This window comes from Marinobacter sp. F4206 (assembly GCF_019392195.1).
GTDB lineage: Bacteria > Pseudomonadota > Gammaproteobacteria > Pseudomonadales > Oleiphilaceae > Marinobacter.
The window spans coordinates 87,031-107,655 of the sequence record NZ_JAHXKI010000006.1; the positions used below are offsets into that span (position 1 = coordinate 87,031).

The following is a 20,625-nucleotide window of genomic DNA, read 5'->3' on the forward strand; positions in this document are numbered from 1 at the left end:
GAACGCGGTATAATTTTCGTTTTTATTTGAGCGAGGTGTTATGGACCATATCCAGATCAAAGGGGCACGTACCCACAACCTGAAGAACTTCGACCTGGATATGCCTCGGGACAAGCTGATCGTGGTCACCGGACTCTCCGGTTCCGGCAAGTCCTCTCTGGCTTTCGATACGCTTTACGCAGAGGGCCAGCGGCGTTACGTCGAATCTCTGTCTACCTATGCCCGTCAATTCCTGTCGATGATGGAAAAGCCCGACGTCGATCACATCGAGGGCCTTTCCCCGGCGATCTCCATCGAACAAAAATCCACATCCCACAACCCCCGCTCGACCGTTGGCACCATCACCGAAATCTACGATTATCTGCGCTTGCTGTTCGCCCGCGCCGGCGAACCACGCTGCCCGGACCATGACCAGCCACTGGAGGCGCAGACCATCAGCCAGATGGTCGACCAGGTTCTGGCAATGCCCGAAGACAGCAAGCTGATGATACTTGCGCCCGTGATCCGCGACCGGAAGGGCGAGCATCAACAGGTCATCGAAACCATGAAGAGCCAGGGGTTCATTCGACTGCGGGTTGATGGCACCGTCTATGATATTGATGACATTCCGGACCTGGACAAGAAACGCAAGCACCAGATTGATGTCGTCGTCGATCGTTTCAAGGTCAAGTCGGGGCTGGAACAGCGATTGGCGGAGAGCTTCGAAACCACGCTCGAACTTGCCGATGGTATTGCACTCGTGGCACCCATGAGCGGTGATGGAGAAGAACACACGTTCTCAGCCCGCTACGCGTGCAACCTGTGTGGCTATGCCCTCAGCGAACTGGAACCGCGGATCTTTTCCTTCAACAACCCGGCCGGCGCCTGCCCCACCTGCGACGGCCTTGGCGTAAAACAGTTCTTCGATCCGGAGAAAATCATTCAGCACCCCGAAGCCACATTGGCGGCCGGCGCGATCAAAGGCTGGGACCGCCGAGCGGTTTACTATTTCCAGATGCTCGGCAGCGTAGCGGAGCACTACGGCATAGACCTGGAGACACCATGGGTTGATCTGCCCGAGAACTTCCAGAATGTGCTCCTGAACGGCTCAGGCAACGAGGACATCCCGTTCCGGTATGTCAACTCCCGTGGCCACATCATGGAAAAGGCGCACCCTTTCGAGGGCATACTCCCCAACCTTGAGCGCCGCTACCGGGAGACGGATTCCCAAAGCATGCGCGAGGAGCTGGCCCGAAACCTCAGCACCCAGCCCTGCAAAGATTGCCACGGTTCGCGCCTGCGCCGCAGCGCCCGCCACGTGTTTATTGAAAATCGGAATCTTCCGGAGGTTACCGGGCTACCCGTAGGCGACGCCCATGACTACTTTGAACAGTTGACCCTGCCGGGCCGCAAAGGGGAAATCGCCGAAAAGATTCTCAAGGAGGTTCGCCAACGGCTCCAGTTCCTGGTGAACGTCGGACTGGAATACCTGACGCTCGAGCGGAGCGCAGACACGCTCTCCGGCGGCGAAGCCCAGCGCATCCGCCTGGCCAGCCAGATCGGCGCCGGCCTGGTAGGCGTGATGTACATACTGGATGAACCGTCTATTGGCCTGCACCAGCGAGACAACGACCGCCTGCTCGCAACCCTCACCCACCTTCGCGATCTTGGCAATACTGTCATCGTGGTCGAACACGATGAGGACGCCATCCGGGCGGCCGATCACGTCATCGACATTGGCCCCGGCGCCGGTGTTCATGGCGGCCAGATCATAGCCCAGGGAACTCCGCAGGACATCCTGGACAACCCGAATTCGTTGACCGGTCAATACCTGAACGGAACTCGTGAGATTGCAATTCCGGCCCGGCGAAATCCCGGAACCGGTCAATCACTCACGCTCACCGGCGCCAGTGGCAACAACCTTCAGGATGTTACTCTGACCCTGCCCCTGGGAATCATGACCTGCGTGACTGGGGTGTCGGGCTCGGGCAAGTCGACCCTGATCAACAGCACACTCTACCCAGTCTCAGCGGCCAAGCTGAACAAGGCGACCAGTCTCAATCACGCCCCCTACAAGACCCTGAAAGGCCTTGATCAACTGGACAAGGTCATCGACATTGACCAGAGCCCGATCGGCCGAACGCCGAGGTCGAACCCGGCGACCTACACCGGCCTCTTTACCCCCATCCGTGAGCTTTTCGCTGGCACCCAGGAAGCCCGATCACGGGGCTATAAGCCTGGGCGCTTCTCCTTTAACGTCAAAGGGGGTCGATGCGAAGCTTGCCAGGGGGATGGCGTGATCAAGGTAGAAATGCACTTCCTGCCCGACGTGTACGTGCCCTGTGACGTTTGCAAAGCCAAGCGCTACAACCGCGAAACTCTCGAGGTTCGTTACAAGGGAAAGAACATACACGAAGTGCTGGAGATGACCGTGGAGGAAGGCCGGGAGTTCTTCGACGCCGTGCCGTTTCTCGCCCGAAAACTCCAGACCCTGATGGATGTCGGCCTCTCTTACATTCGCTTGGGTCAAAGCGCAGTAACCCTCTCTGGTGGCGAGGCCCAGCGCGTAAAACTGGCGAAAGAACTTTCCAAGCGAGACACCGGCAAGACCCTGTACATCCTGGACGAACCAACCACCGGGCTGCACTTCTACGACATTCAGCAGCTTCTCAACGTCCTTGAGCGCCTGCGGGACCACGGCAACACCATCGTGGTGATCGAACACAACCTGGACGTCATCAAGACGGCGGACTGGATCATCGACCTCGGCCCGGAGGGCGGCTCCGGCGGAGGTCAAATCATCGCAGAAGGGACGCCGGAAGAAGTAGCGGAGAACCCGACCTCGCACACCGGGAAATACCTGAAGCCCATGCTCAGCAAAACAGAGGGGCGTTAACCCCGAGACCAGCCACCTTAGCCCTCAGGCCGGACGCCAAAACCAGCCACAAAAAAACCGGGAACCTTTCGGAACCCGGTTTTTTTGCTTGGCCGAAGCCGAGGAAATTAATCCTCGTCTTCGTCCACCTCTTCCGCTTCAATATCCAGCGGACGACCAACCAGCTCTACGAATGCCATCGGGGCATTGTCGCCAGCACGGAAACCGCACTTCAGGATACGAAGGTAACCACCCGGACGCTCGCTATAGCGGGGACCAAGCTCATCAAAAAGCTTGGCAACCGCGGCATCGTCACGCAGGCGAGAAAACGCCAGACGACGATTCGCGACCGAATCATTCTTAGAGAGCGTGATCAAAGGCTCAGCCACCCGACGAAGCTCTTTGGCTTTCGGCAGCGTTGTTTTGATCAGCTCGTGTTCAACCAGTGACGCAGTCATGTTACGGAACATGGCCTTGCGATGCGCACTGGTCCTGCTGAACTTACGACCACTCTTACGATGACGCATTGCTCTGATTCCTTACCTTAAACTAATCGGCGATTAACCGCCCAAAACCCGATCATCGCCACGAAGGCTAGCCGGCGGCCAGTTATCAAGACGCATGCCCAGTGACAGACCACGGGACGCAAGCACGTCTTTGATCTCGGTCAGCGACTTTTTACCAAGGTTAGGCGTCTTCAGCAGCTCAACTTCTGTGCGCTGGATCAGATCGCCGATGTAGTAAATGTTTTCAGCCTTCAAGCAGTTAGCTGAACGCACTGTCAACTCCAGATCATCGACCGGACGGAGCAGAATCGGATCAATTTCTTCCTCTTCCTCTACGCGCTCCGGCTCTTTCTCGTGATCGAAATCAACAAATACCGCCAGTTGCTGCTGGAGAATGGTGGCCGCCCGGCGAATTGCTTCTTCCGGATCGATGGTGCCATTTGTCTCCAGGTCAATAACCAGCTTGTCCAGATCGGTCCGTTGCTCAACCCGTGCACTTTCCACGGCGTAAGCCACACGACGAACCGGGCTGAAAGTTGCATCCAGCTGCAGGCGTCCGATGGCGCGAGTTTCGTCCTCGTCGAGACCTCGCTGATCCGCCGGCTCATAGCCGCGACCGCGATTCACACGGAGGCGCATGTTCACTTCACCATTCTCGCTAAGGTGACAGATCACGTGCTCCGGGTTGGCAATCTCAACATCATGGTCGAGCTTGATATCACCGGCTGTGACAACGCCCGGGCCCTTCTTGCTGAGCGTAAGCTCGGCATCGTCCCGACCGTTCATTTTCACGGCGACGCCCTTGAGATTCAGAAGAATCTCAATCACGTCTTCCTGGACACCCTCAATGGCGCTGTACTCGTGCAAGACGCCGTCGATCTGCGCTTCAGTCACAGCGCAGCCCGGCATCGAAGACAAGAGAATACGGCGCAGTGCGCTGCCGAGCGTATGGCCAAAGCCTCTTTCCAGAGGCTCAAGCGTAACCTTGGCACGCGTGGCGCTTGATTCCTTCACGTCAATGGTACGAGGTGTCAATAACTCATGTACTGAACGCTGCATAGACGCCCCTATCTGCTATCGTTGCTAACTGGGCTTTACTTGGAGTAAAGCTCGACGATGAGGTTCTCGTTGATGTCGGCCGGCAGTTCAGTACGCTCAGGTACTGACTTGTAAACGCCGGACATCTTGTTGGCGTCGACCTCTACCCAGCTCACCGGTGCACGGCTTGCAGACAGATCCAGCGCGCCTTTTACGCGAAGCTGGTTCTTGGCCTTCTCGCGCACACTCACAACATCACCTGGCTTGACCTGATAGGAAGCAATGTTCACTACCTTGTCGTTGACCAGGATCGCTTTGTGAGAAACGAGCTGACGGGATTCAGCACGGGTAGAACCAAAACCCATGCGGTATACAACGTTATCCAGACGGCCTTCCAGAAGCTGCAGCAGGTTCTCACCCGTTGCGCCTTTGATTCGGGCTGCCTCTTTGTAGTAATTGCGGAACTGCTTCTCCAGCACGCCGTAGATACGACGAACTTTCTGTTTTTCACGAAGCTGTACGCCGTACTCGGACAGACGACCGCGACGCGCGCCGTGCATACCCGGCGGAGTCTCGATGTTGCACTTGGAATCGAGCGCGCGAACACCGCTCTTTAGAAAAAGATCTGTCCCTTCACGACGAGACAGCTTGCACTTCGGGCCTATATAACGAGCCATAATTCACTGTCTCCTGTGTTAGACGCGGCGCTTTTTGGGCGGACGACAGCCGTTATGGGGAATCGGCGTCACATCTGTGATGTTGGTGATCTTGTAGCCGCACGCATTCAGCGCACGAACTGCAGATTCACGTCCGGGCCCAGGACCCTTAACCTCTACGTCCAGGTTTTTAAGGCCGTATTCAGCAGCCGCGTTACCGGCTCTTTCAGCTGCTACCTGCGCAGCAAAAGGTGTACTCTTGCGCGACCCACGGAAACCGGAACCACCAGAGGTAGCCCAGGACAGGACGTTGCCCTGACGGTCAGAAATGGTCACGATAGTGTTGTTGAAGGACGCGTGAATGTGCGCGACGCCATCAACAACCGTCTTTTTCACCTTTTTACGGGTACGTGTACCTGGCTTTGCCATGTTTGCCTACCTGTTACTTACGAATAGGTTTGCGTGGACCTTTACGGGTGCGTGCGTTGGTCTTGGTGCGCTGGCCACGGACCGGAAGGCCATGACGATGACGCAGACCACGGTGACATCCGAGATCCTTCAAACGCTTGATGTTCATCTGTACTTCACGACGCAGATCGCCTTCGACAGACACCTTGCCCACTTCGGTACGAAGTGACTCAAGCTGCTCGTCGCTAAGGTCTTTGACCTTGACGTCCGGCTTTACGCCGGTTGCATCGCAAAGCTTCTGGGCTGTTGTCTTGCCAACACCAAAGATGTAGGTCAGCGAGATAACAGCATGTTTGTTATCGGGTATATTGACACCGGCTATACGTGCCATCCAAATTACTCCGCGTTCAAAGCTTTGCTGTGTGAATTTTCCGCCACAAAAAGGGCGCGAAATAATAGCGCCCGACCCCCACCGGAGTCAAGCGCCATCATTCCGAACCCCTTTACGCGATCAGAACTGATCCCGAAGGATTAGCCCTGGCGCTGCTTGTGGCGAGGCTCCGAGCAAATGACTCGTACTGAGCCATTGCGACGAATTACTTTGCAGTTACGGCAAATTTTCTTTACCGAAGCGCGTACTTTCATTGTCGACTCCAGTTTTCAAGGGGAACGGCTTAGCCGTTCCGACCATAGCCCTTGAGATTGGACTTCTTCATCAGCGATTCATACTGATGGGACATCAGGTGCGACTGTACCTGCGCCATGAAATCCATCACCACGACTACAACAATCAGCAGTGATGTGCCGCCCAGATAGAACGGAACATTCCCGGCTACCATCAGAAACTGAGGGAACAGGGACACTGCTGCAATGTACATTGCACCGAACAGCGTCAGACGAGTCAGAACGCCATCGATATACTTGGCAGTCTGATCACCCGGACGGATGCCCGGAATAAACGCTCCTGAGCGCTTGAGGTTATCCGCAACTTCCTTCGGGTTGTACATCAGGGCTGTATAGAAGAAGCAGAAAAACACGACTGCTGCTGCAAACAGGATGATGTACAACGGCTGGCTGGGCGCCAGTGCCTGGGACACATCGCTGAGCCATTCCATGCCCTCGCCCTGACCAAACCACTGCCCGATCGAAGCCGGAAACAGCAGAATGGAAGAAGCAAAAATCGGCGGAATAACCCCGGCCATGTTGACCTTAAGAGGCAGATGGCTGGACTGCTGTGCGAACACACGACGGCCCTGCTGACGCTTGGCGTAATTGATGGTCAGGCGACGCTGACCGCGCTCCATGAACACCACAAAGCCAATTACTGCGACCGCCAACACACCAATACCCAGAACAACCAGAAGGCTCATTTCACCATTTCTGGCCTGCTCCAGAGTCTGCCCGATAGCGCCCGGCAAGCCGGCTACGATACCCGCGAAAATCAGCAGGGAAATACCGTTGCCAACGCCACGTTCGGTGATCTGCTCACCCAGCCACATCATGAAGACCGCACCGCTGACAAACGAAACAACCGCCACGAAGTGGAAGCTGAAACTGTCATTAAAGGTGACGCCCTGCGATGCCAAACCGACAGAAATACCAGCACCCTGAACCAGGGCGAGGATAACCGTACCATACCGAGTGTACTGACTGATCTTACGACGACCAGCTTCGCCTTCTTTCTTCAGCTGCTCAAGCTGCGGACTGACCGCAGTCATGAGCTGCATGATAATCGAAGCCGAGATATACGGCATGATACCGAGAGCGAAGATACTCATGCGCTCAAGCGCACCACCGGAAAACATGTTGAACATACTCAGGATAGTGCCCTGATTCTGCTCAAACAGTGCCGCCAAACGGTCGGGGTTGATCCCCGGCACCGGAATATGGGCACCGATTCGGTACACCAACAATGCCAGGAAGACAAACCAGAGCCGCGATCGCAGCTCTGCCAGTCCTTTACCCGCGCCCGCAGGCAATGATGCTGTCTTGGCCATTTAGTCCTCGACTCGCCTTAGTCTTCGACTTTACCACCCGCGGCGGCAATTGCCTCGCGTGCGCCTTTGGTTACCCGAAGGCCCTTAACGGTTACCGCACGGCTGAGTTCGCCGGACAGGATAACCTTGGCTTCACGAATTTCTTCGCGAACGATATCTGCCTTTTTCAGGGCCTCGAGGTCAACCACATCGCCTTCAACCTTCGCCAGTTCGTTCAGGCGAATTTCAGCAACGTAGCGCTGCTGGCGTGAGGTGAAACCAAACTTCGGCAGACGACGAGCCAGAGGCTGCTGACCACCCTCGAAACCAGGAGCAACGCTGCCGCCAGAGCGGGCCTTGAGACCCTTGTGACCGCGACCGCCGGTTTTACCGAGACCACTACCGATACCACGACCAACTCGCTTCGGAGCTTGGCGTGAACCGGGTTCCGGACTAAGTTCGTTCAGACGCATCTTAGTTCTCCTCAACCCGAACCAGGTAATCCACCCGGTTGATCATGCCGCGAATCGAAGGAGTATCCTCCACTTCCACGGTGTGACCGATTTTACGAAGACCCAGGCCCTTAACGCACAGTTTGTGCTTGGGCTGACAGCCGATCGGGCTGCGGGTCAGAGTTACTTTGATCGTTTTTGCGTTCGCCATGACTTCAACCCAGAATCTCTTCCACGGTCTTACCGCGCTTGGCTGCAATATCTTCAGGCGCTTGTGTTGCCTGGAGACCCTTGATGGTGGAACGTACCACGTTCACCGGGTTGGTAGACCCGTAACACTTGGACAGTACGTTCTGAACACCTGCCACCTCCAGGACGGCACGCATCGCGCCACCGGCGATGATACCGGTACCTTCGGAAGCCGGCTGCATGTAGACCTTGGAGCCGCCATGCTGTGCCTTCACCGGGTACTGAAGAGTGGTGCCGTCCAGCGGGACGTCGACCATGTTCTTACGCGCAGCTTCCATGGCCTTCTGAATGGCGACCGGCACTTCACGCGCCTTACCACGACCGAAACCAACGCGACCTTTACCATCACCCACTACAGTCAGTGCGGTGAAGGCGAAAATACGGCCACCTTTTACAACCTTGGCGACACGATTGACCTGAACCAGCTTCTCCTGGAGCTCAGGCGCCTTCTGTTCGTTAACGCTCATCTTCTCCACCTCTTAGAATTGCAAGCCAGCTTCACGGGCTGCGTCGGCCAGAGCCTGAATACGACCGTGATAACGGTAACCGGAGCGGTCAAAAGCGACCTGCTCTACACCTGCTGCCTTGGCACGCTCAGCAATCAGCTGACCAACCTTTTTGGCAGCGTCCACGTTACCGGTTGCACCCTGGCGCAGTTCCTTATCCAACGTGGAGGCAGAAGCCAGCACCTTGCTGCCATCTGCTGTCGTGACCTGGGCGTACATGTGACGCGGTGTGCGATGAACACACAGACGATTGGTACCCAGTTCACGGATCTTCATGCGCACTTTGCGTGCGCGACGCAATCTTTCGTTATTCGCGCTCATAGTCCCGCCTTATTTCTTCTTGGCTTCTTTGCGTCTGACCTGCTCATCCGCATAACGAACACCCTTACCCTTATAAGGCTCGGGCGGACGGAACGCGCGGACATCCGCAGCGACCTGGCCAACCTGTTGCTTGTCGATACCGCGAATTACAACTTCCGTATTGGACGGAGTTTCTGCGGTAATCCCCTCGGGCAGCTCATACTCGACCGGGTGTGAAAAACCCAGCGTCAGATTGAGCTTCTTACCTTGCGCCTGGGCACGGTAACCTACGCCCGTCAGCTGGAGCTTACGCTCAAAGCCTGTGGATACACCGGTCACCATATTGTTGACCAATGCACGAGTAGTACCAGCAAGAGCGCGGGACTTTGTAGCACCATCGCGAGCCACGAAACGCAGGACATTTTCTTCCTGCTTCACTTCGACCGCCTGGTGAATGGTGAATTGAAGCGCTCCCTTGGAACCCTTCACACTAATTTCCTGTCCGTTCAGCTTAACCTCAACACCGGAAGGCAGCACGACAGGATTATTGGCAACCCTGGACATGTGTATCTCCTAGAATACGGTGCAGATGACTTCGCCACCCACGCCAGCAGCTCGTGCGGCGCGGTCTGTCATAACGCCCTTGGACGTTGAGACAATCGCGACTCCCAGACCGCCGGATACTTTCGGCAGTTCCCCAGCGCCTTTGTACTGGCGCAGACTCGGACGGCTGACCCGCTTGATCTCTTCAATAACCGGCTTGCCACCGAAGTATTTCAGAGTGATCGTCAGCTCGGGCTTCGCGTCGGCTGAAACGGAAAATTCTTCGACGTAACCTTCGTCCTTGAGGACTTGGGCCACGGAGATCTTCATTTTTGAAGACGGCATCGTAACATCTGTCTTAGACGCCATCTGTGCATTACGGATACGAGTAAACATATCCGCAAGCGTGTCTTGCATACTCATTGGTATGAGGCTCCTGATCTTTTTAGTTGTGCAGCGGCGTGCCGCACCGCTTACCAACAGGCACCCGACCGAAGTCCGGGTGCCTATCTTACCAGCTTGCCTTGGTCAGGCCCGGAACATCACCGCGCATGCCGTATTCACGGAGTTTGATCCGTGAAAGCTCGAACTTACGCAGAACGCCATGGGGACGACCAGTCACCTGGCAACGATTACGAAGACGCGACGGGCTTGCATCACGAGGAAGCTGTTGAAGCTTCATCTGTGCATCCCAACGGTCATCATCGCTGGTATTAGGGTTTTTGATAATCGCCTTGAGCTCTGCACGCTTCGCTGCAAACTTCGCAACGGTCTTTTCGCGCTTGAGCTCGCGGTTCTTCATGGAAACCTTAGCCATTACACTCGTTCCTTTATCTCTTGAACGGAAAGCCGAAAGCTTTCAGCAGTTCACGACCTTCATCGTCGGTACCGGCAGTGGTGGTAATGGTGATGTCCAGACCACGGATCTTGTCGACTTTGTCGTACTCGATCTCAGGGAAAATGATCTGCTCACGCACGCCCATGCTGTAGTTACCACGACCGTCGAACGACTTGGGATTCAGACCGCGAAAGTCACGAATGCGGGGAACCGCAATGTGAACCAGGCGATCAAAAAAGTCCCACATACGCTCGCCGCGCAGAGTAACTTTGCAACCGATCGGCCAACCTTCACGGATTTTGAAACCCGCAACGGATTTACGTGCCTTGGTAACAACAACTTTCTGACCTGCCAGACGCTCGAGATCCGCCACGGCATTTTCAATCAGCTTCTTGTCACCAACCGCTTCGCCGACACCCATGTTAAGGGTGATCTTTTCGATACGCGGCACCTGCATAACGTTCTTGTAGCCGAACTCTTTCTGCAGGGCGGGTACCACTTCCTTACTGTACTGCTCTTTCATGTTAAGCATCGTAACCACCACCGCTTACTGGTTATCGACAGCTTCGTTCGTGGACTTGAAGATCCGCACTTTCGCGCCGTCTTCCTTGATCTGGAAGCCTACACGATCGGCTTTGCCGGTCTGCGGATTAAAAATAGCCACGTTGGAAGCCTGGATAGGTGCTTCTTTTTCGACGATGCCACCTGGGGTGCCCAGCATCGGGTTCGGCTTGGTGTGCTTCTTGATCATGTTGATCCCAGAAACAACCACACGGCCATCGTCCTGAACCTTCAGGACTTTACCACGTTTGCCTTTGTCTTTCCCCGTGGTGACGATTACTTCGTCATCTCGTTTGATCTTTTTCATAACCGGCCTCTGGTCCTTTAAAGTACTTCGGGTGCCAGTGAGATAATTTTCATGAACTTTTCATTACGCAGTTCACGGGTAACCGGTCCGAAGATACGGGTACCAATAGGAGCGTCCTGATTGTTCAGAAGTACTGCCGCATTTCCGTCGAAACGGATCAGCGAACCGTCGGGACGGCGAACACCCTTGCGGGTACGCACCACGACAGCTTTCAGGACCTGGCCTTTCTTCACTTTACCGCGGGGAATGGCTTCCTTGACGGTCACCTTGATGATATCCCCTACGCTGGCATAACGCCGATGTGAACCGCCCAGGACCTTGATGCACATCACCTGACGCGCACCGCTGTTGTCCGCGACTTCAAGCATTGTTTGAGTCTGAATCATGGTTGTTCTCCGGCGTTACACCTTGGATGCACGTTCGGTCACTTCCACCAGGGCCCAGCTCTTGGTCTTGGAGACCGGACGGGTTTCCTGGATGGTCACAGTGTCACCGACGTTGCACTGATTGCTCTCATCGTGAGCATGGATCTTGGTAGAGCGCTTCATGTACTTGCCGTACAGAGGATGCTTCACCTGACGCTCGACCAGAACGACGATGGACTTCTCCATCTTGTTGCTCACGACCTTGCCGCTCAGAGTTCTGGCAGTTTGGGTAGCTTCGGTCATGTCACTGTCCTGCCTTTTCGTTCAATACTGTTTTCACGCGAGCGATGTCGCGCTTCACCTTGCCGAGAAGGTGAGACTGATTCAGCTGACCTGTCGCCTTGCGCATGCGCAGGTTGAACTGCTCCTTCAGGAGGTCGATCAGCTCTTTGTTCAGCTCCTCGACTGACTTATCACGCAGCTCTGTTGCTTTCATCACATCACCGTCCTCGTTACAAAGGTGGTCTGTACCGGCAGTTTGGCCGCAGCGAGCGTGAAGGCATCACGAGCGATATCCTCGGACACACCTTCCATCTCGTAGAGCATGCGGCCTGGCTGGATTTCAGCCACCCAATACTCGACAGAACCTTTACCTTTACCCATTCGTACTTCCAGCGGCTTACCGGTGATCGGCTTGTCCGGGAAAACCCGAATCCAGATCTTACCGCCCCGCTTGATGCGGCGAGTCATGGTACGACGCGCTGCCTCAATCTGGCGAGCAGTTATACGCCCTCGGCTCGTCGCCTTCAATCCGTATTCACCGAAGCTCACCTTGTTGGCGCGGTGAGCAAGACCGGTGTTACGGCCTTTCATTACCTTGCGGAATTTGGTGCGTTTTGGTTGCAGCATAAGAGTGCCCCTTTACTTAGAACCTTTCTTCCCAGAGGCTTTCTTGTCAGCACGGACCTGCTCCATACCACCAAGAATCTCACCTTTGAAGATCCATACCTTGACGCCGATTACGCCGTAAGTGGTATGCGCTTCGTAGGTTGCGTAATCAATATCTGCACGCAGCGTGTGCAGAGGTACACGACCTTCGCGATACCACTCGGAACGCGCAATTTCAGCACCCCCGAGACGACCGCCTACCTGGATCTTGATACCCTTGGCGCCTTGACGCATAGCGTTCTGAACCGCGCGCTTCATAGCACGACGGAACATCACACGACGCTCCAGCTGACCGGCAACGTTTTGCGCTACCAGGCGGGCATCCAGGTCCGGCTTGCGGACTTCTTCGATGTTGATGTGCACAGGCACACCCATCATGTCGCTGACTTCGCGACGAAGACGGTCAACATCTTCACCCTTCTTACCGATAACAATACCGGGGCGGGCAGTATGGATCGTGATACGGGCGTTCTGAGCAGGGCGCTCGATCACAATCTTGCTGACAGACGCCTTCACCAGACGCTTGTCCAGAAACTCACGAACCTGAATATCATTCAGCAGGTTTTGTGAGTATTCCTTCTTGTCGGCATACCAGACTGAGTTGTGCTCTTTGATCACACCCAGGCGAATGCCGGTTGGATTTACTTTATGACCCATCTGAGCATCTCCTACTTGTCGGCGACCTTGACGGTGATATGGCAGGTGCGCTTGAAAATCCGATCAGCGCGCCCCTTGGCTCGAGCTTTGATTCGCTTGAGCGTCGGACCCTCATCCACCATCACGGTGGAAACCCGCAGTTCGTCAACGTCCAGACCTTCGTTATGCTCAGCGTTGGCAATGGCAGACTCAAGAGCTTTCTTGAGTACGACCGCCGCCTTCTTTGGGCTAAAAGTCAGAATGTTCAGGGCATCCTCAACAGCCTTGCCGCGTACTTGGTCAGCGACAAGACGTGCTTTCTGAGCTGAGAGGTTAGCGCCCTTATACTTGGCTGCTACTTCCATTTCTATTCCCTCACAATCAGCGTTTAGCTTTCTTGTCGGCCGCATGACCACGATAAGTACGCGTTGCCGCGAACTCACCCAGCTTATGTCCAACCATATCTTCGGTGACATAAACCGGCACGTGCTGCTTGCCGTTGTGGACTGCAATGGTCAGGCCTACCATCTCTGGAAAAACTGTTGACCGGCGGGACCAGGTTTTGATCGGTCGCTTGTCGTTAGTTTCCAGAGCTGCCTCGACCTTCTTCAACAGATGCAGGTCTATAAAAGGACCTTTCTTCAAAGAACGTGGCACAGCAATTACCTCTATGTAGTCGTTTACTTGGCCGAACGACGACGTACTATCATTTTATCAGTACGCTTGTTCTTACGAGTCTTATGCCCTTTGGTCGGAACACCCCACGGAGTAACCGGGTGACGCCCGCCAGAGGTACGCCCTTCACCACCACCATGCGGGTGGTCAACTGGGTTCATAGCAACACCACGTACTGTTGGGCGTTTGCCGCGCCAACGTGATGCACCCGCTTTACCAAGCTGCTTGAGGCTGTGCTCGCTGTTGGATACTTCTCCCAGCGTTGCACGGCAATCTACAAGCACCTTACGCATTTCACCTGAGCGCAGGCGGATGGTGGCATATGCACCTTCACGCGCTACCAGCTGTACGGATGCGCCCGCAGAGCGAGCCAGCTGAGCACCTTTGCCAGGCTTGAGTTCGACGCAGTGGATCACGGAACCGACCGGAATATTCCGGAGCGGAAGCGTGCTACCAACCTTGATCGGCGCGTCGATACCGGAGCGCACAGGATCGCCGATCTGCATGCCTTTGGGAGCGATAATATAGCGACGCTCTCCATCGGCATACTTCACCAGCGCAATGTGCGCAGAGCGGTTAGGATCGTATTCCAGGCGCTCAATGACCGCCGGAATCCCATCTTTGGTCCGCTTAAAATCGATAACGCGGTAGTGTTTCTTGTGACCACCACCAGTGTGACGAGTAGTAATGCGGCCAGCATTATTACGACCACCCGTCTTGTTCTTTCTTTCTACCAACGGCTCGTAGGGGCGCCCGGTGTGCAGGTCCGGGTTGTAAAGCTTTACAACGTGACGGCGTCCGGCAGATGTTGGTTTGGTTTTGACGATCCGCATATTAAGACCCCTTTACCTTATTCCACATCCAGAAAATCGATGTCCTGACCTTCTGCCAGCTTTACGTAAGCCTTACGAATGTCATTACGCTTGCCGAACCCGCGGATAGTGCGCTTGAGCTTACCCTTACGATTCAGAACCTGAACACCTTCTACGGTGACGTTGAACAGTTGCTCAACGGCTTTCTTGATCTCCGGCTTGGTGGCATCCGGGGCAACCCGGAAAACAACCTGGCCGTGCTCGGCCACCAGAGATGCTTTTTCAGATACGTGAGGCCCCAGAAGGACCTTGTAAATGCGTTCCTGATTCATCCCAGCATCTCCTCGATCTTCTTCAGAGCGGGCACAGTCACCACAACATTCTCGTAGGCAACCAGGCTAACCGGGTCCAGGCCCGCAATATCGCGCACATCTACGTGCGGGATGTTGCGCGACGCCAGATGAAGGTTCTGCTCAACGCTATCTGACAGAATCAGAGCGCTGCTCACGCCGATATCCTTCAGCTTGGCGTTGAATGCCTTGGTCTTGGGGCTGTCGACATTCATGTCATCAACAACCACGAGACGCTCTTGGCGAACCAGCTCGGAAAAAATGGAGCGCATCGCTGCGCGGTACATTTTGCGGTTTACCTTTTGCTCAAAGCCGCGAGGCTTGGCCGCAAAAGTAACACCACCTGCGCGCCAGATCGGGCTACGAATGGTACCCGCGCGGGCACGACCGGTGCCCTTCTGCCGCCAGGGCTTCTTACCGCCACCGCTGACTTCGGAACGCGTCTTCTGAGCCTTGGTACCCTGACGGCCTGCTGCCATATAGGCAGTAACCACCTGGTGAACCAGCGACTCGTTAAAATCTTTGGCGAATGCAGCGTCGGAAACAGAGATTCCTTTGCCGCTACCTGTAATAGTCAATTCCATCGCACCGCTCCTCAGGCTTTAACTGCAGGCTTGATGACAACATCGCCGCCAGTTGCGCCTGGTACGGCACCACTCACCAGCAGCAGGTTGCGCTCGGCGTCGACACGGACAATTTTCAGGTTCTGCACGGTGACCTGTGCGTTACCCATCTGGCCCGCCATCTTTTTGCCCTTGAATACCTTACCCGGAGTCTGGTTCTGACCAATGGAACCCGGAGCACGGTGAGAGAGGGAGTTACCGTGGGTAGCGTCCTGCATGGAGAAATTCCAACGCTTTACGCCGCCCTGAAAACCCTTACCTTTGGACTGGCCAACAGCGTCTACCACCTGACCGTCTTCAAAGATGGAAGCAGTAATCTCGCCACCGGCGGAAAGGTCTTCGCCTTCACCTTCGGCCAGACGGAATTCCCACATACCACGACCGGCTTCAACGCCCGCCTTGGCAAAGTGGCCTGCTTCACTCTTGGTTACACGGGAGGAACGACGAGTGCCTACAGTAACCTGAACGGCACGGTAGCCATCGCTCTCAAGAGTCTTGAGTTGGGTAATCCGGTTGGGCTCAACCTCGATTACCGTTACGGGCAGCGCCTGCCCATCTTCCGTAAAAATACGGGTCATACCGGCCTTACGACCGACAACACCAATTGCCATGTTTCACCTCTTAAGTGTACGGGGCTCTCACCCTCTATGGCCTTATGACAGTTACACAGACTAATACCGGGCGGTATTAGCCGAGGCTGATCTGAACGTCTACACCTGCAGCCAGGTCCAACTTCATCAGAGCATCCACTGTCTTTTCCGTCGGCTCGACAATATCGAGCAAACGCTTATGCGTACGAATTTCATACTGATCACGCGCGTCCTTGTTGACGTGCGGAGAGATCAGGATGGTGTACTTTTCCTTCCGCGTCGGCAGAGGGATTGGCCCACGCACCTGAGCGCCGGTCCGCTTCGCGGTATCGACGATCTCCTGCGTGGACTGGTCGATCAGGCGATAATCAAACGCCTTCAACCGGATTCGAATTTTTTGGCTTTGCATGATGCACCAAACTCCACTCGTAGCAGCTACTTGTTAGCCGACCTTCAAAAAAAGGAGCCGCATTGTATGCATAATACCCAACCCTGTCAACAGCTACGCCGTTTGACCGGATCGGGCACAAGCTTTGCGACTGAAACAGAAAAAGGGGCTGAACTTTCAGCCCCTTTTTCCTGATCACACGAGCGAATTACTCGATGATCTTGGCAACCACGCCGGCACCAACGGTACGGCCACCTTCGCGAATCGCGAAGCGCAGGCCATCTTCCATGGCGATCGGAGCGATCAGGGTAACACTCATCTTCACGTTGTCACCCGGCATAACCATTTCCACGCCTTCCGGCAGTTCACAGGAACCGGTTACGTCGGTGGTACGGAAGTAGAACTGCGGGCGGTAGCCCTTGAAGAACGGAGTATGACGACCGCCTTCTTCCTTGCTCAATACGTACACTTCGCACTCGAACTTGGTGTGCGGAGTGATGGAGCCCGGAACCGCCAGAACCTGACCACGCTCAACGTCGTCACGCTTGGTACCACGCAGCAGAACACCAACGTTCTCACCGGCACGGCCTTCGTCCAGCAGCTTGCGGAACATCTCAACACCGGTACAAGTGGTCTTCACGGTATCCTTGATACCAACGATTTCCACTTCGTCACCAACCTTGATGATGCCACGCTCAACACGACCGGTCACAACGGTACCACGACCAGAGATGGAGAATACGTCCTCGATCGGCATCAGGAACGGCTGATCAATCGCACGCTCCGGCTCCGGGATGTAGTCGTCCAGGGCTTCTACCAGCTTCTTAACAGCGGTCGTACCCATCTCGTTGTCGTCCTTACCGTCCAGCGCCATCAGCGCGGAACCGGTAATGATCGGGGTGTCGTCGCCCGGGAAGTCGTACTGGCTCAGCAGATCACGAACTTCCATCTCGACCAGCTCAAGCAGCTCTTCGTCGTCGACCATGTCGGCCTTGTTCAGGAACACGACAATGTACGGTACGCCAACCTGACGGGACAGCAGGATGTGCTCGCGAGTCTGCGGCATGGGGCCGTCAGCGGCGGAGCAAACCAGGATCGCGCCGTCCATCTGCGCCGCACCAGTGATCATGTTCTTCACATAGTCAGCGTGGCCCGGGCAGTCTACGTGTGCGTAGTGGCGAGTCGGGGAATCGTACTCAACGTGGGAAGTCGCGATGGTGATACCACGCGCCTTCTCTTCCGGTGCGTTATCGATCTGATCGAATGCACTGGCAGAACCAGTACCCCAGACTTCGTGGCACACACGAGTCAGAGCGGCGGTCAGAGTGGTCTTACCATGGTCAACGTGACCAATGGTGCCAACGTTCAAGTGCGGTTTACTACGGTCAAATTTTTCTTTAGACACGGTTACACCTCTTCCTGTTTCTTAAGTCCTGGGGATCAACCCTGTTTAATGATCGCTTCGGCAATGTTCGAAGGAGCTTCGGAATATCCCGCAAACTCCATCGCATAAGACGCCCGCCCCTGTGTTGCAGAACGCAGGTCGGTGGCGTAACCGAACATCTCCGACAACGGAACTTCGGCACGGATGACCTTACCAGCCGGCGACTCATCCATGCCCTGGATAAGACCGCGGCGACGGTTCAAGTCACCAACAACATCACCCATGTACTCTTCCGGGCTCACAACCTCGACCTTCATGATCGGCTCAAGCAGCGCAGGGTCAGCTTCAAGAGCGCCCTTCTTCATTGCCATCGAGCCCGCGATCTTGAACGCCATTTCGTTGGAGTCCACATCGTGGTAGGAACCGTCGTACAGCGTGGCCTTGATACGCAGCAGCGGATACCCGGCCAGACAGCCGTTCTGCATCTGCTCTTCAATACCTTGCTGAACTGCCGGGATGTATTCCTTGGGAACAACACCACCAACGATTTCGTTAACGAAGATAAAGTTTTCGCCATCTTCTTCGTCCAACGGCAGCGGCTCAAGCTTCAGCTTGACGTGACCGTACTGACCGCGACCACCAGACTGGCGAACGAACTTACCTTCGACATCAACCGGCTTGCGGATACGCTCACGGTAAGCCACCTGCGGCTTACCAATGTTGGCCTCGACCTTGAACTCACGCTTCATGCGATCAACGATGATGTCCAGGTGAAGCTCACCCATGCCGGAGATGATGGTCTGCCCGGACTCTTCATCCGTCCGGACACGGAAAGACGGATCTTCCTGGGCCAGCTTGCCCAGAGCCACACCCATCTTCTCCTGATCCGCCTTGGACTTTGGCTCAACCGCAACAGAGATAACCGGCTCCGGGAACTCCATACGCTCGAGAATGATCTTGTTATTCTCGTCGCACAGGGTGTCACCGGTGGTCACGCTCTTAAGGCCGATTGCCGCAGCGATATCACCCGCCAGCACTTCCTTGATCTCCTGACGATCCTTGGAGTGCATCTGAACCATACGACCAACACGCTCTTTCTTACCCTTCACAGAGTTAAAGACCGCATTGCCGGATTCCAGCTTACCGGAGTAGACCCGGAAGAACGTCAGAGTGCCCACGAACGGATCGGTAGCAATCTTGAACGCCAGGGCCGCGAACGGCGCGTCGTCATCTGCCTGACGAGTCTCTTCGGTACCGTCTTCATCGACCTCACCGCGAATCGCCTTAACTTCGTCCGGCGCCGGCAGGAATTCGATAACGGAGTCCAGAACCGCCTGGACGCCCTTGTTCTTGAACGCAGAGCCGCAGGTGGCAAGAACGATCTCGTTGGCCAGCGTACGCATACGCAAACCTTTCTTGATGTCCTCAATGCCCAGGTCACCTTCTTCCAGGTAACGCTCCATCAGCTCTTCGTTAGCCTCGGCTGCCGCCTCAACCATCTGCTCGCGATACTTCGCGACTTCTTCCGCCATTTCGGCCGGAACGTCACGCTGCTCGTAGGTCGCACCTGCATCGTCTTCGTTCCAGTAAATGGCCTGGTTACGAATCAGATCGACGATACCTGCGAAGTCGTCCTCAGCGCCGATCGGCAGCTGAATGGGAACGCAGTTCGCGCCCAGACGGTTTTTGATCTGGTCGACAACGCGCAGGAAGTTAGCGCCGGCACGGTCCATCTTGTTGACGAACACCATGCGCGGGACTTCGTACTTGTTGGCCTGACGCCATACAGTCTCGGACTGCGGCTCAACACCGGAGGAGCCACAGAACACAACAACCGCACCGTCCAGCACACGGAGAGAGCGCTCTACCTCGATGGTAAAGTCAACGTGCCCCGGGGTGTCGATGATGTTGATCCGGTGCTCCGGATACTGCTTGTCCATGCCCTGCCAGAAACAGGTAGTCGCAGCGGAGGTAATGGTAATACCACGCTCCTGCTCCTGCTCCATCCAGTCCATGGTAGCCGCACCATCATGAACCTCACCGATTTTGTGGGAAATGCCCGTGTAGAACAGAACCCGCTCGGTGGTTGTGGTTTTGCCCGCATCAACGTGCGCACAAATACCAATGTTTCTGTAACGCTTGATAGGAGTCTTGCGTGCCACTGTATTAACCTCGGCTGATTAGAAACGGAAGTGAGAGAACGCCTTGTTGGCTTCTGCCATGCGATGAACGTCTTCGCGCTTCTTAACAGCGGAGCCCTTGCTGTCAGCGGCGTCAAGAATCTCACCAGCAAGACGCTGCGCCATGGACTTCTCACCGCGCTTCCGTGAAAACTCTACGAGCCAGCGCATTGCCAGCGCGTTCTGACGGGAAGGCCGTACTTCTACGGGCACCTGGTAAGTAGCACCACCCACACGACGGGATTTAACCTCAACCATCGGCTGGATGTTCTCCAGGGCCTTCTCGAACATGTCGATCGGCTCTTCCTTGGATTTTTCGGCAACGATATCGAGCGCGCCATAAACAATGCGCTCTGCAACCGCTTTCTTGCCGCTTTCCATCACGTGGTTGATGAACTTGGCAAGACGTGCACTGCCGAACTTAGGATCCGGGATAATTTCCCGCTTTGCTGCAACTCTTCTTCTAGGCATCGATAAGCC

Annotated in this window: 32 protein-coding genes; 1 reads left to right on the forward strand and 31 read right to left on the reverse strand. The window is 55.5% G+C overall.

Annotated features, from left to right (window positions below; all coding sequences use genetic code 11):
• Positions 1-40 precede the first annotated feature (40 nt).
• A complete protein-coding gene (uvrA, locus tag KZO34_RS17735) occupies positions 41-2,875 on the forward strand; it encodes an excinuclease ABC subunit UvrA (RefSeq protein WP_219478273.1) in 2,835 nt (944 codons plus the stop codon).
• A gap of 107 nt (positions 2,876-2,982) precedes the next feature.
• Here uvrA and rplQ read toward each other — a convergent pair whose 3' ends face one another.
• The 31 genes from rplQ to rpsG form a co-directional block, all read right to left on the reverse strand.
• The gene (rplQ, locus tag KZO34_RS17740; RefSeq protein ID WP_064230334.1) at positions 2,983-3,381 is read right to left on the reverse strand and encodes a 50S ribosomal protein L17; all 399 of its coding nucleotides are present in this window, start codon (positions 3,379-3,381) and stop codon (positions 2,983-2,985) included.
• 33 nt (positions 3,382-3,414) lie between these two features.
• On the reverse strand, positions 3,415-4,419 hold the full coding sequence (locus KZO34_RS17745; protein WP_218637441.1) for a DNA-directed RNA polymerase subunit alpha: 1,005 nt from the start codon (positions 4,417-4,419) through the stop codon (positions 3,415-3,417).
• Between the two features lie 35 nt (positions 4,420-4,454).
• On the reverse strand, positions 4,455-5,075 hold the full coding sequence (rpsD, locus tag KZO34_RS17750) for a 30S ribosomal protein S4 (protein WP_070970489.1): 621 nt from the start codon (positions 5,073-5,075) through the stop codon (positions 4,455-4,457).
• An 18-nt stretch (positions 5,076-5,093) separates the two neighbouring features.
• The gene (gene rpsK, locus KZO34_RS17755; RefSeq protein ID WP_007153992.1) at positions 5,094-5,483 is read right to left on the reverse strand and encodes a 30S ribosomal protein S11; all 390 of its coding nucleotides are present in this window, start codon (positions 5,481-5,483) and stop codon (positions 5,094-5,096) included.
• 13 nt (positions 5,484-5,496) lie between these two features.
• A complete protein-coding gene (gene rpsM / locus KZO34_RS17760; RefSeq protein WP_012139789.1) occupies positions 5,497-5,853 on the reverse strand; it encodes a 30S ribosomal protein S13 in 357 nt (118 codons plus the stop codon).
• Between the two features lie 140 nt (positions 5,854-5,993).
• Positions 5,994-6,107 (reverse strand): 50S ribosomal protein L36, encoded by a 114-nt coding sequence (rpmJ, locus tag KZO34_RS17765; protein WP_008174902.1) that lies wholly within the window; start codon positions 6,105-6,107, stop codon positions 5,994-5,996.
• Between the two features lie 29 nt (positions 6,108-6,136).
• Positions 6,137-7,459, reverse strand: a complete 1,323-nt coding sequence (secY, locus tag KZO34_RS17770) for a preprotein translocase subunit SecY (RefSeq protein ID WP_041341470.1) — start codon at positions 7,457-7,459, stop codon at positions 6,137-6,139.
• Positions 7,460-7,476: 17 nt separating this feature from the next.
• Positions 7,477-7,911: a 50S ribosomal protein L15 gene (gene rplO, locus KZO34_RS17775; protein WP_218637440.1), complete on the reverse strand. Its 435-nt coding sequence runs from the start codon at positions 7,909-7,911 to the stop codon at positions 7,477-7,479.
• Between the two features lies 1 nt (position 7,912).
• Positions 7,913-8,101, reverse strand: a complete 189-nt coding sequence (gene rpmD / locus KZO34_RS17780; protein ID WP_012139786.1) for a 50S ribosomal protein L30 — start codon at positions 8,099-8,101, stop codon at positions 7,913-7,915.
• A 4-nt stretch (positions 8,102-8,105) separates the two neighbouring features.
• Positions 8,106-8,606 (reverse strand): 30S ribosomal protein S5, encoded by a 501-nt coding sequence (gene rpsE / locus KZO34_RS17785; protein ID WP_048497752.1) that lies wholly within the window; start codon positions 8,604-8,606, stop codon positions 8,106-8,108.
• Positions 8,607-8,618: 12 nt separating this feature from the next.
• Positions 8,619-8,966, reverse strand: a complete 348-nt coding sequence (gene rplR / locus KZO34_RS17790) for a 50S ribosomal protein L18 (protein ID WP_041341459.1) — start codon at positions 8,964-8,966, stop codon at positions 8,619-8,621.
• Positions 8,967-8,975: 9 nt separating this feature from the next.
• Positions 8,976-9,509 carry a 50S ribosomal protein L6 gene (gene rplF / locus KZO34_RS17795; protein ID WP_218637438.1) on the reverse strand — a complete coding sequence of 178 codons (534 nt, stop codon included), beginning with the start codon at positions 9,507-9,509 and terminating at the stop codon, positions 8,976-8,978.
• Between the two features lie 9 nt (positions 9,510-9,518).
• Positions 9,519-9,911 (reverse strand): 30S ribosomal protein S8, encoded by a 393-nt coding sequence (gene rpsH, locus KZO34_RS17800; protein ID WP_218637437.1) that lies wholly within the window; start codon positions 9,909-9,911, stop codon positions 9,519-9,521.
• An 88-nt stretch (positions 9,912-9,999) separates the two neighbouring features.
• Positions 10,000-10,305 carry a 30S ribosomal protein S14 gene (gene rpsN, locus KZO34_RS17805; protein WP_008174884.1) on the reverse strand — a complete coding sequence of 102 codons (306 nt, stop codon included), beginning with the start codon at positions 10,303-10,305 and terminating at the stop codon, positions 10,000-10,002.
• A gap of 13 nt (positions 10,306-10,318) precedes the next feature.
• A complete protein-coding gene (gene rplE, locus KZO34_RS17810) occupies positions 10,319-10,858 on the reverse strand; it encodes a 50S ribosomal protein L5 (protein ID WP_218637436.1) in 540 nt (179 codons plus the stop codon).
• Between the two features lie 15 nt (positions 10,859-10,873).
• Entirely contained in the window at positions 10,874-11,194 is a 321-nt protein-coding gene (gene rplX / locus KZO34_RS17815) for a 50S ribosomal protein L24 (protein WP_091992192.1), read from the reverse strand.
• Positions 11,195-11,211: 17 nt separating this feature from the next.
• The gene (gene rplN / locus KZO34_RS17820; RefSeq protein ID WP_007154005.1) at positions 11,212-11,580 is read right to left on the reverse strand and encodes a 50S ribosomal protein L14; all 369 of its coding nucleotides are present in this window, start codon (positions 11,578-11,580) and stop codon (positions 11,212-11,214) included.
• 15 nt (positions 11,581-11,595) lie between these two features.
• The gene (gene rpsQ, locus KZO34_RS17825; protein WP_012139774.1) at positions 11,596-11,862 is read right to left on the reverse strand and encodes a 30S ribosomal protein S17; all 267 of its coding nucleotides are present in this window, start codon (positions 11,860-11,862) and stop codon (positions 11,596-11,598) included.
• 1 nt (position 11,863) lies between these two features.
• Positions 11,864-12,055: a 50S ribosomal protein L29 gene (rpmC, locus tag KZO34_RS17830; protein ID WP_183705397.1), complete on the reverse strand. Its 192-nt coding sequence runs from the start codon at positions 12,053-12,055 to the stop codon at positions 11,864-11,866.
• A complete protein-coding gene (rplP, locus tag KZO34_RS17835; RefSeq protein ID WP_218637435.1) occupies positions 12,055-12,468 on the reverse strand; it encodes a 50S ribosomal protein L16 in 414 nt (137 codons plus the stop codon). Before rplP ends, rpmC begins: the two co-directional genes overlap by 1 nt.
• Before the next feature lie 12 nt (positions 12,469-12,480).
• Complete coding sequence (gene rpsC, locus KZO34_RS17840) at positions 12,481-13,164, reverse strand: 30S ribosomal protein S3 (protein ID WP_041341433.1); 684 nt, start codon at positions 13,162-13,164, stop codon at positions 12,481-12,483.
• An 11-nt stretch (positions 13,165-13,175) separates the two neighbouring features.
• Positions 13,176-13,508: a 50S ribosomal protein L22 gene (gene rplV / locus KZO34_RS17845; protein WP_041341430.1), complete on the reverse strand. Its 333-nt coding sequence runs from the start codon at positions 13,506-13,508 to the stop codon at positions 13,176-13,178.
• 16 nt (positions 13,509-13,524) lie between these two features.
• Positions 13,525-13,800: a 30S ribosomal protein S19 gene (gene rpsS / locus KZO34_RS17850; RefSeq protein WP_218637434.1), complete on the reverse strand. Its 276-nt coding sequence runs from the start codon at positions 13,798-13,800 to the stop codon at positions 13,525-13,527.
• A gap of 23 nt (positions 13,801-13,823) precedes the next feature.
• The gene (gene rplB, locus KZO34_RS17855; RefSeq protein ID WP_219478275.1) at positions 13,824-14,651 is read right to left on the reverse strand and encodes a 50S ribosomal protein L2; all 828 of its coding nucleotides are present in this window, start codon (positions 14,649-14,651) and stop codon (positions 13,824-13,826) included.
• Positions 14,652-14,668: 17 nt separating this feature from the next.
• Positions 14,669-14,962: a 50S ribosomal protein L23 gene (gene rplW / locus KZO34_RS17860; RefSeq protein ID WP_041341428.1), complete on the reverse strand. Its 294-nt coding sequence runs from the start codon at positions 14,960-14,962 to the stop codon at positions 14,669-14,671.
• The gene (gene rplD / locus KZO34_RS17865) at positions 14,959-15,564 is read right to left on the reverse strand and encodes a 50S ribosomal protein L4 (RefSeq protein WP_219478276.1); all 606 of its coding nucleotides are present in this window, start codon (positions 15,562-15,564) and stop codon (positions 14,959-14,961) included. The genes rplW and rplD overlap by 4 nt, the downstream gene beginning before the upstream one ends.
• 11 nt (positions 15,565-15,575) lie before the next feature.
• Positions 15,576-16,214: a 50S ribosomal protein L3 gene (gene rplC, locus KZO34_RS17870; protein WP_219478278.1), complete on the reverse strand. Its 639-nt coding sequence runs from the start codon at positions 16,212-16,214 to the stop codon at positions 15,576-15,578.
• 76 nt (positions 16,215-16,290) lie between these two features.
• Complete coding sequence (gene rpsJ, locus KZO34_RS17875; RefSeq protein WP_077529290.1) at positions 16,291-16,602, reverse strand: 30S ribosomal protein S10; 312 nt, start codon at positions 16,600-16,602, stop codon at positions 16,291-16,293.
• 187 nt (positions 16,603-16,789) lie between these two features.
• Positions 16,790-17,986: an elongation factor Tu gene (gene tuf / locus KZO34_RS17880; protein WP_219478281.1), complete on the reverse strand. Its 1,197-nt coding sequence runs from the start codon at positions 17,984-17,986 to the stop codon at positions 16,790-16,792.
• 35 nt (positions 17,987-18,021) lie between these two features.
• Positions 18,022-20,127 carry an elongation factor G gene (gene fusA, locus KZO34_RS17885; protein ID WP_219478283.1) on the reverse strand — a complete coding sequence of 702 codons (2,106 nt, stop codon included), beginning with the start codon at positions 20,125-20,127 and terminating at the stop codon, positions 18,022-18,024.
• 18 nt (positions 20,128-20,145) lie between these two features.
• Positions 20,146-20,616 (reverse strand): 30S ribosomal protein S7, encoded by a 471-nt coding sequence (rpsG, locus tag KZO34_RS17890; RefSeq protein ID WP_219478285.1) that lies wholly within the window; start codon positions 20,614-20,616, stop codon positions 20,146-20,148.
• Between the last annotated feature and the right edge of the window lie 9 nt (positions 20,617-20,625).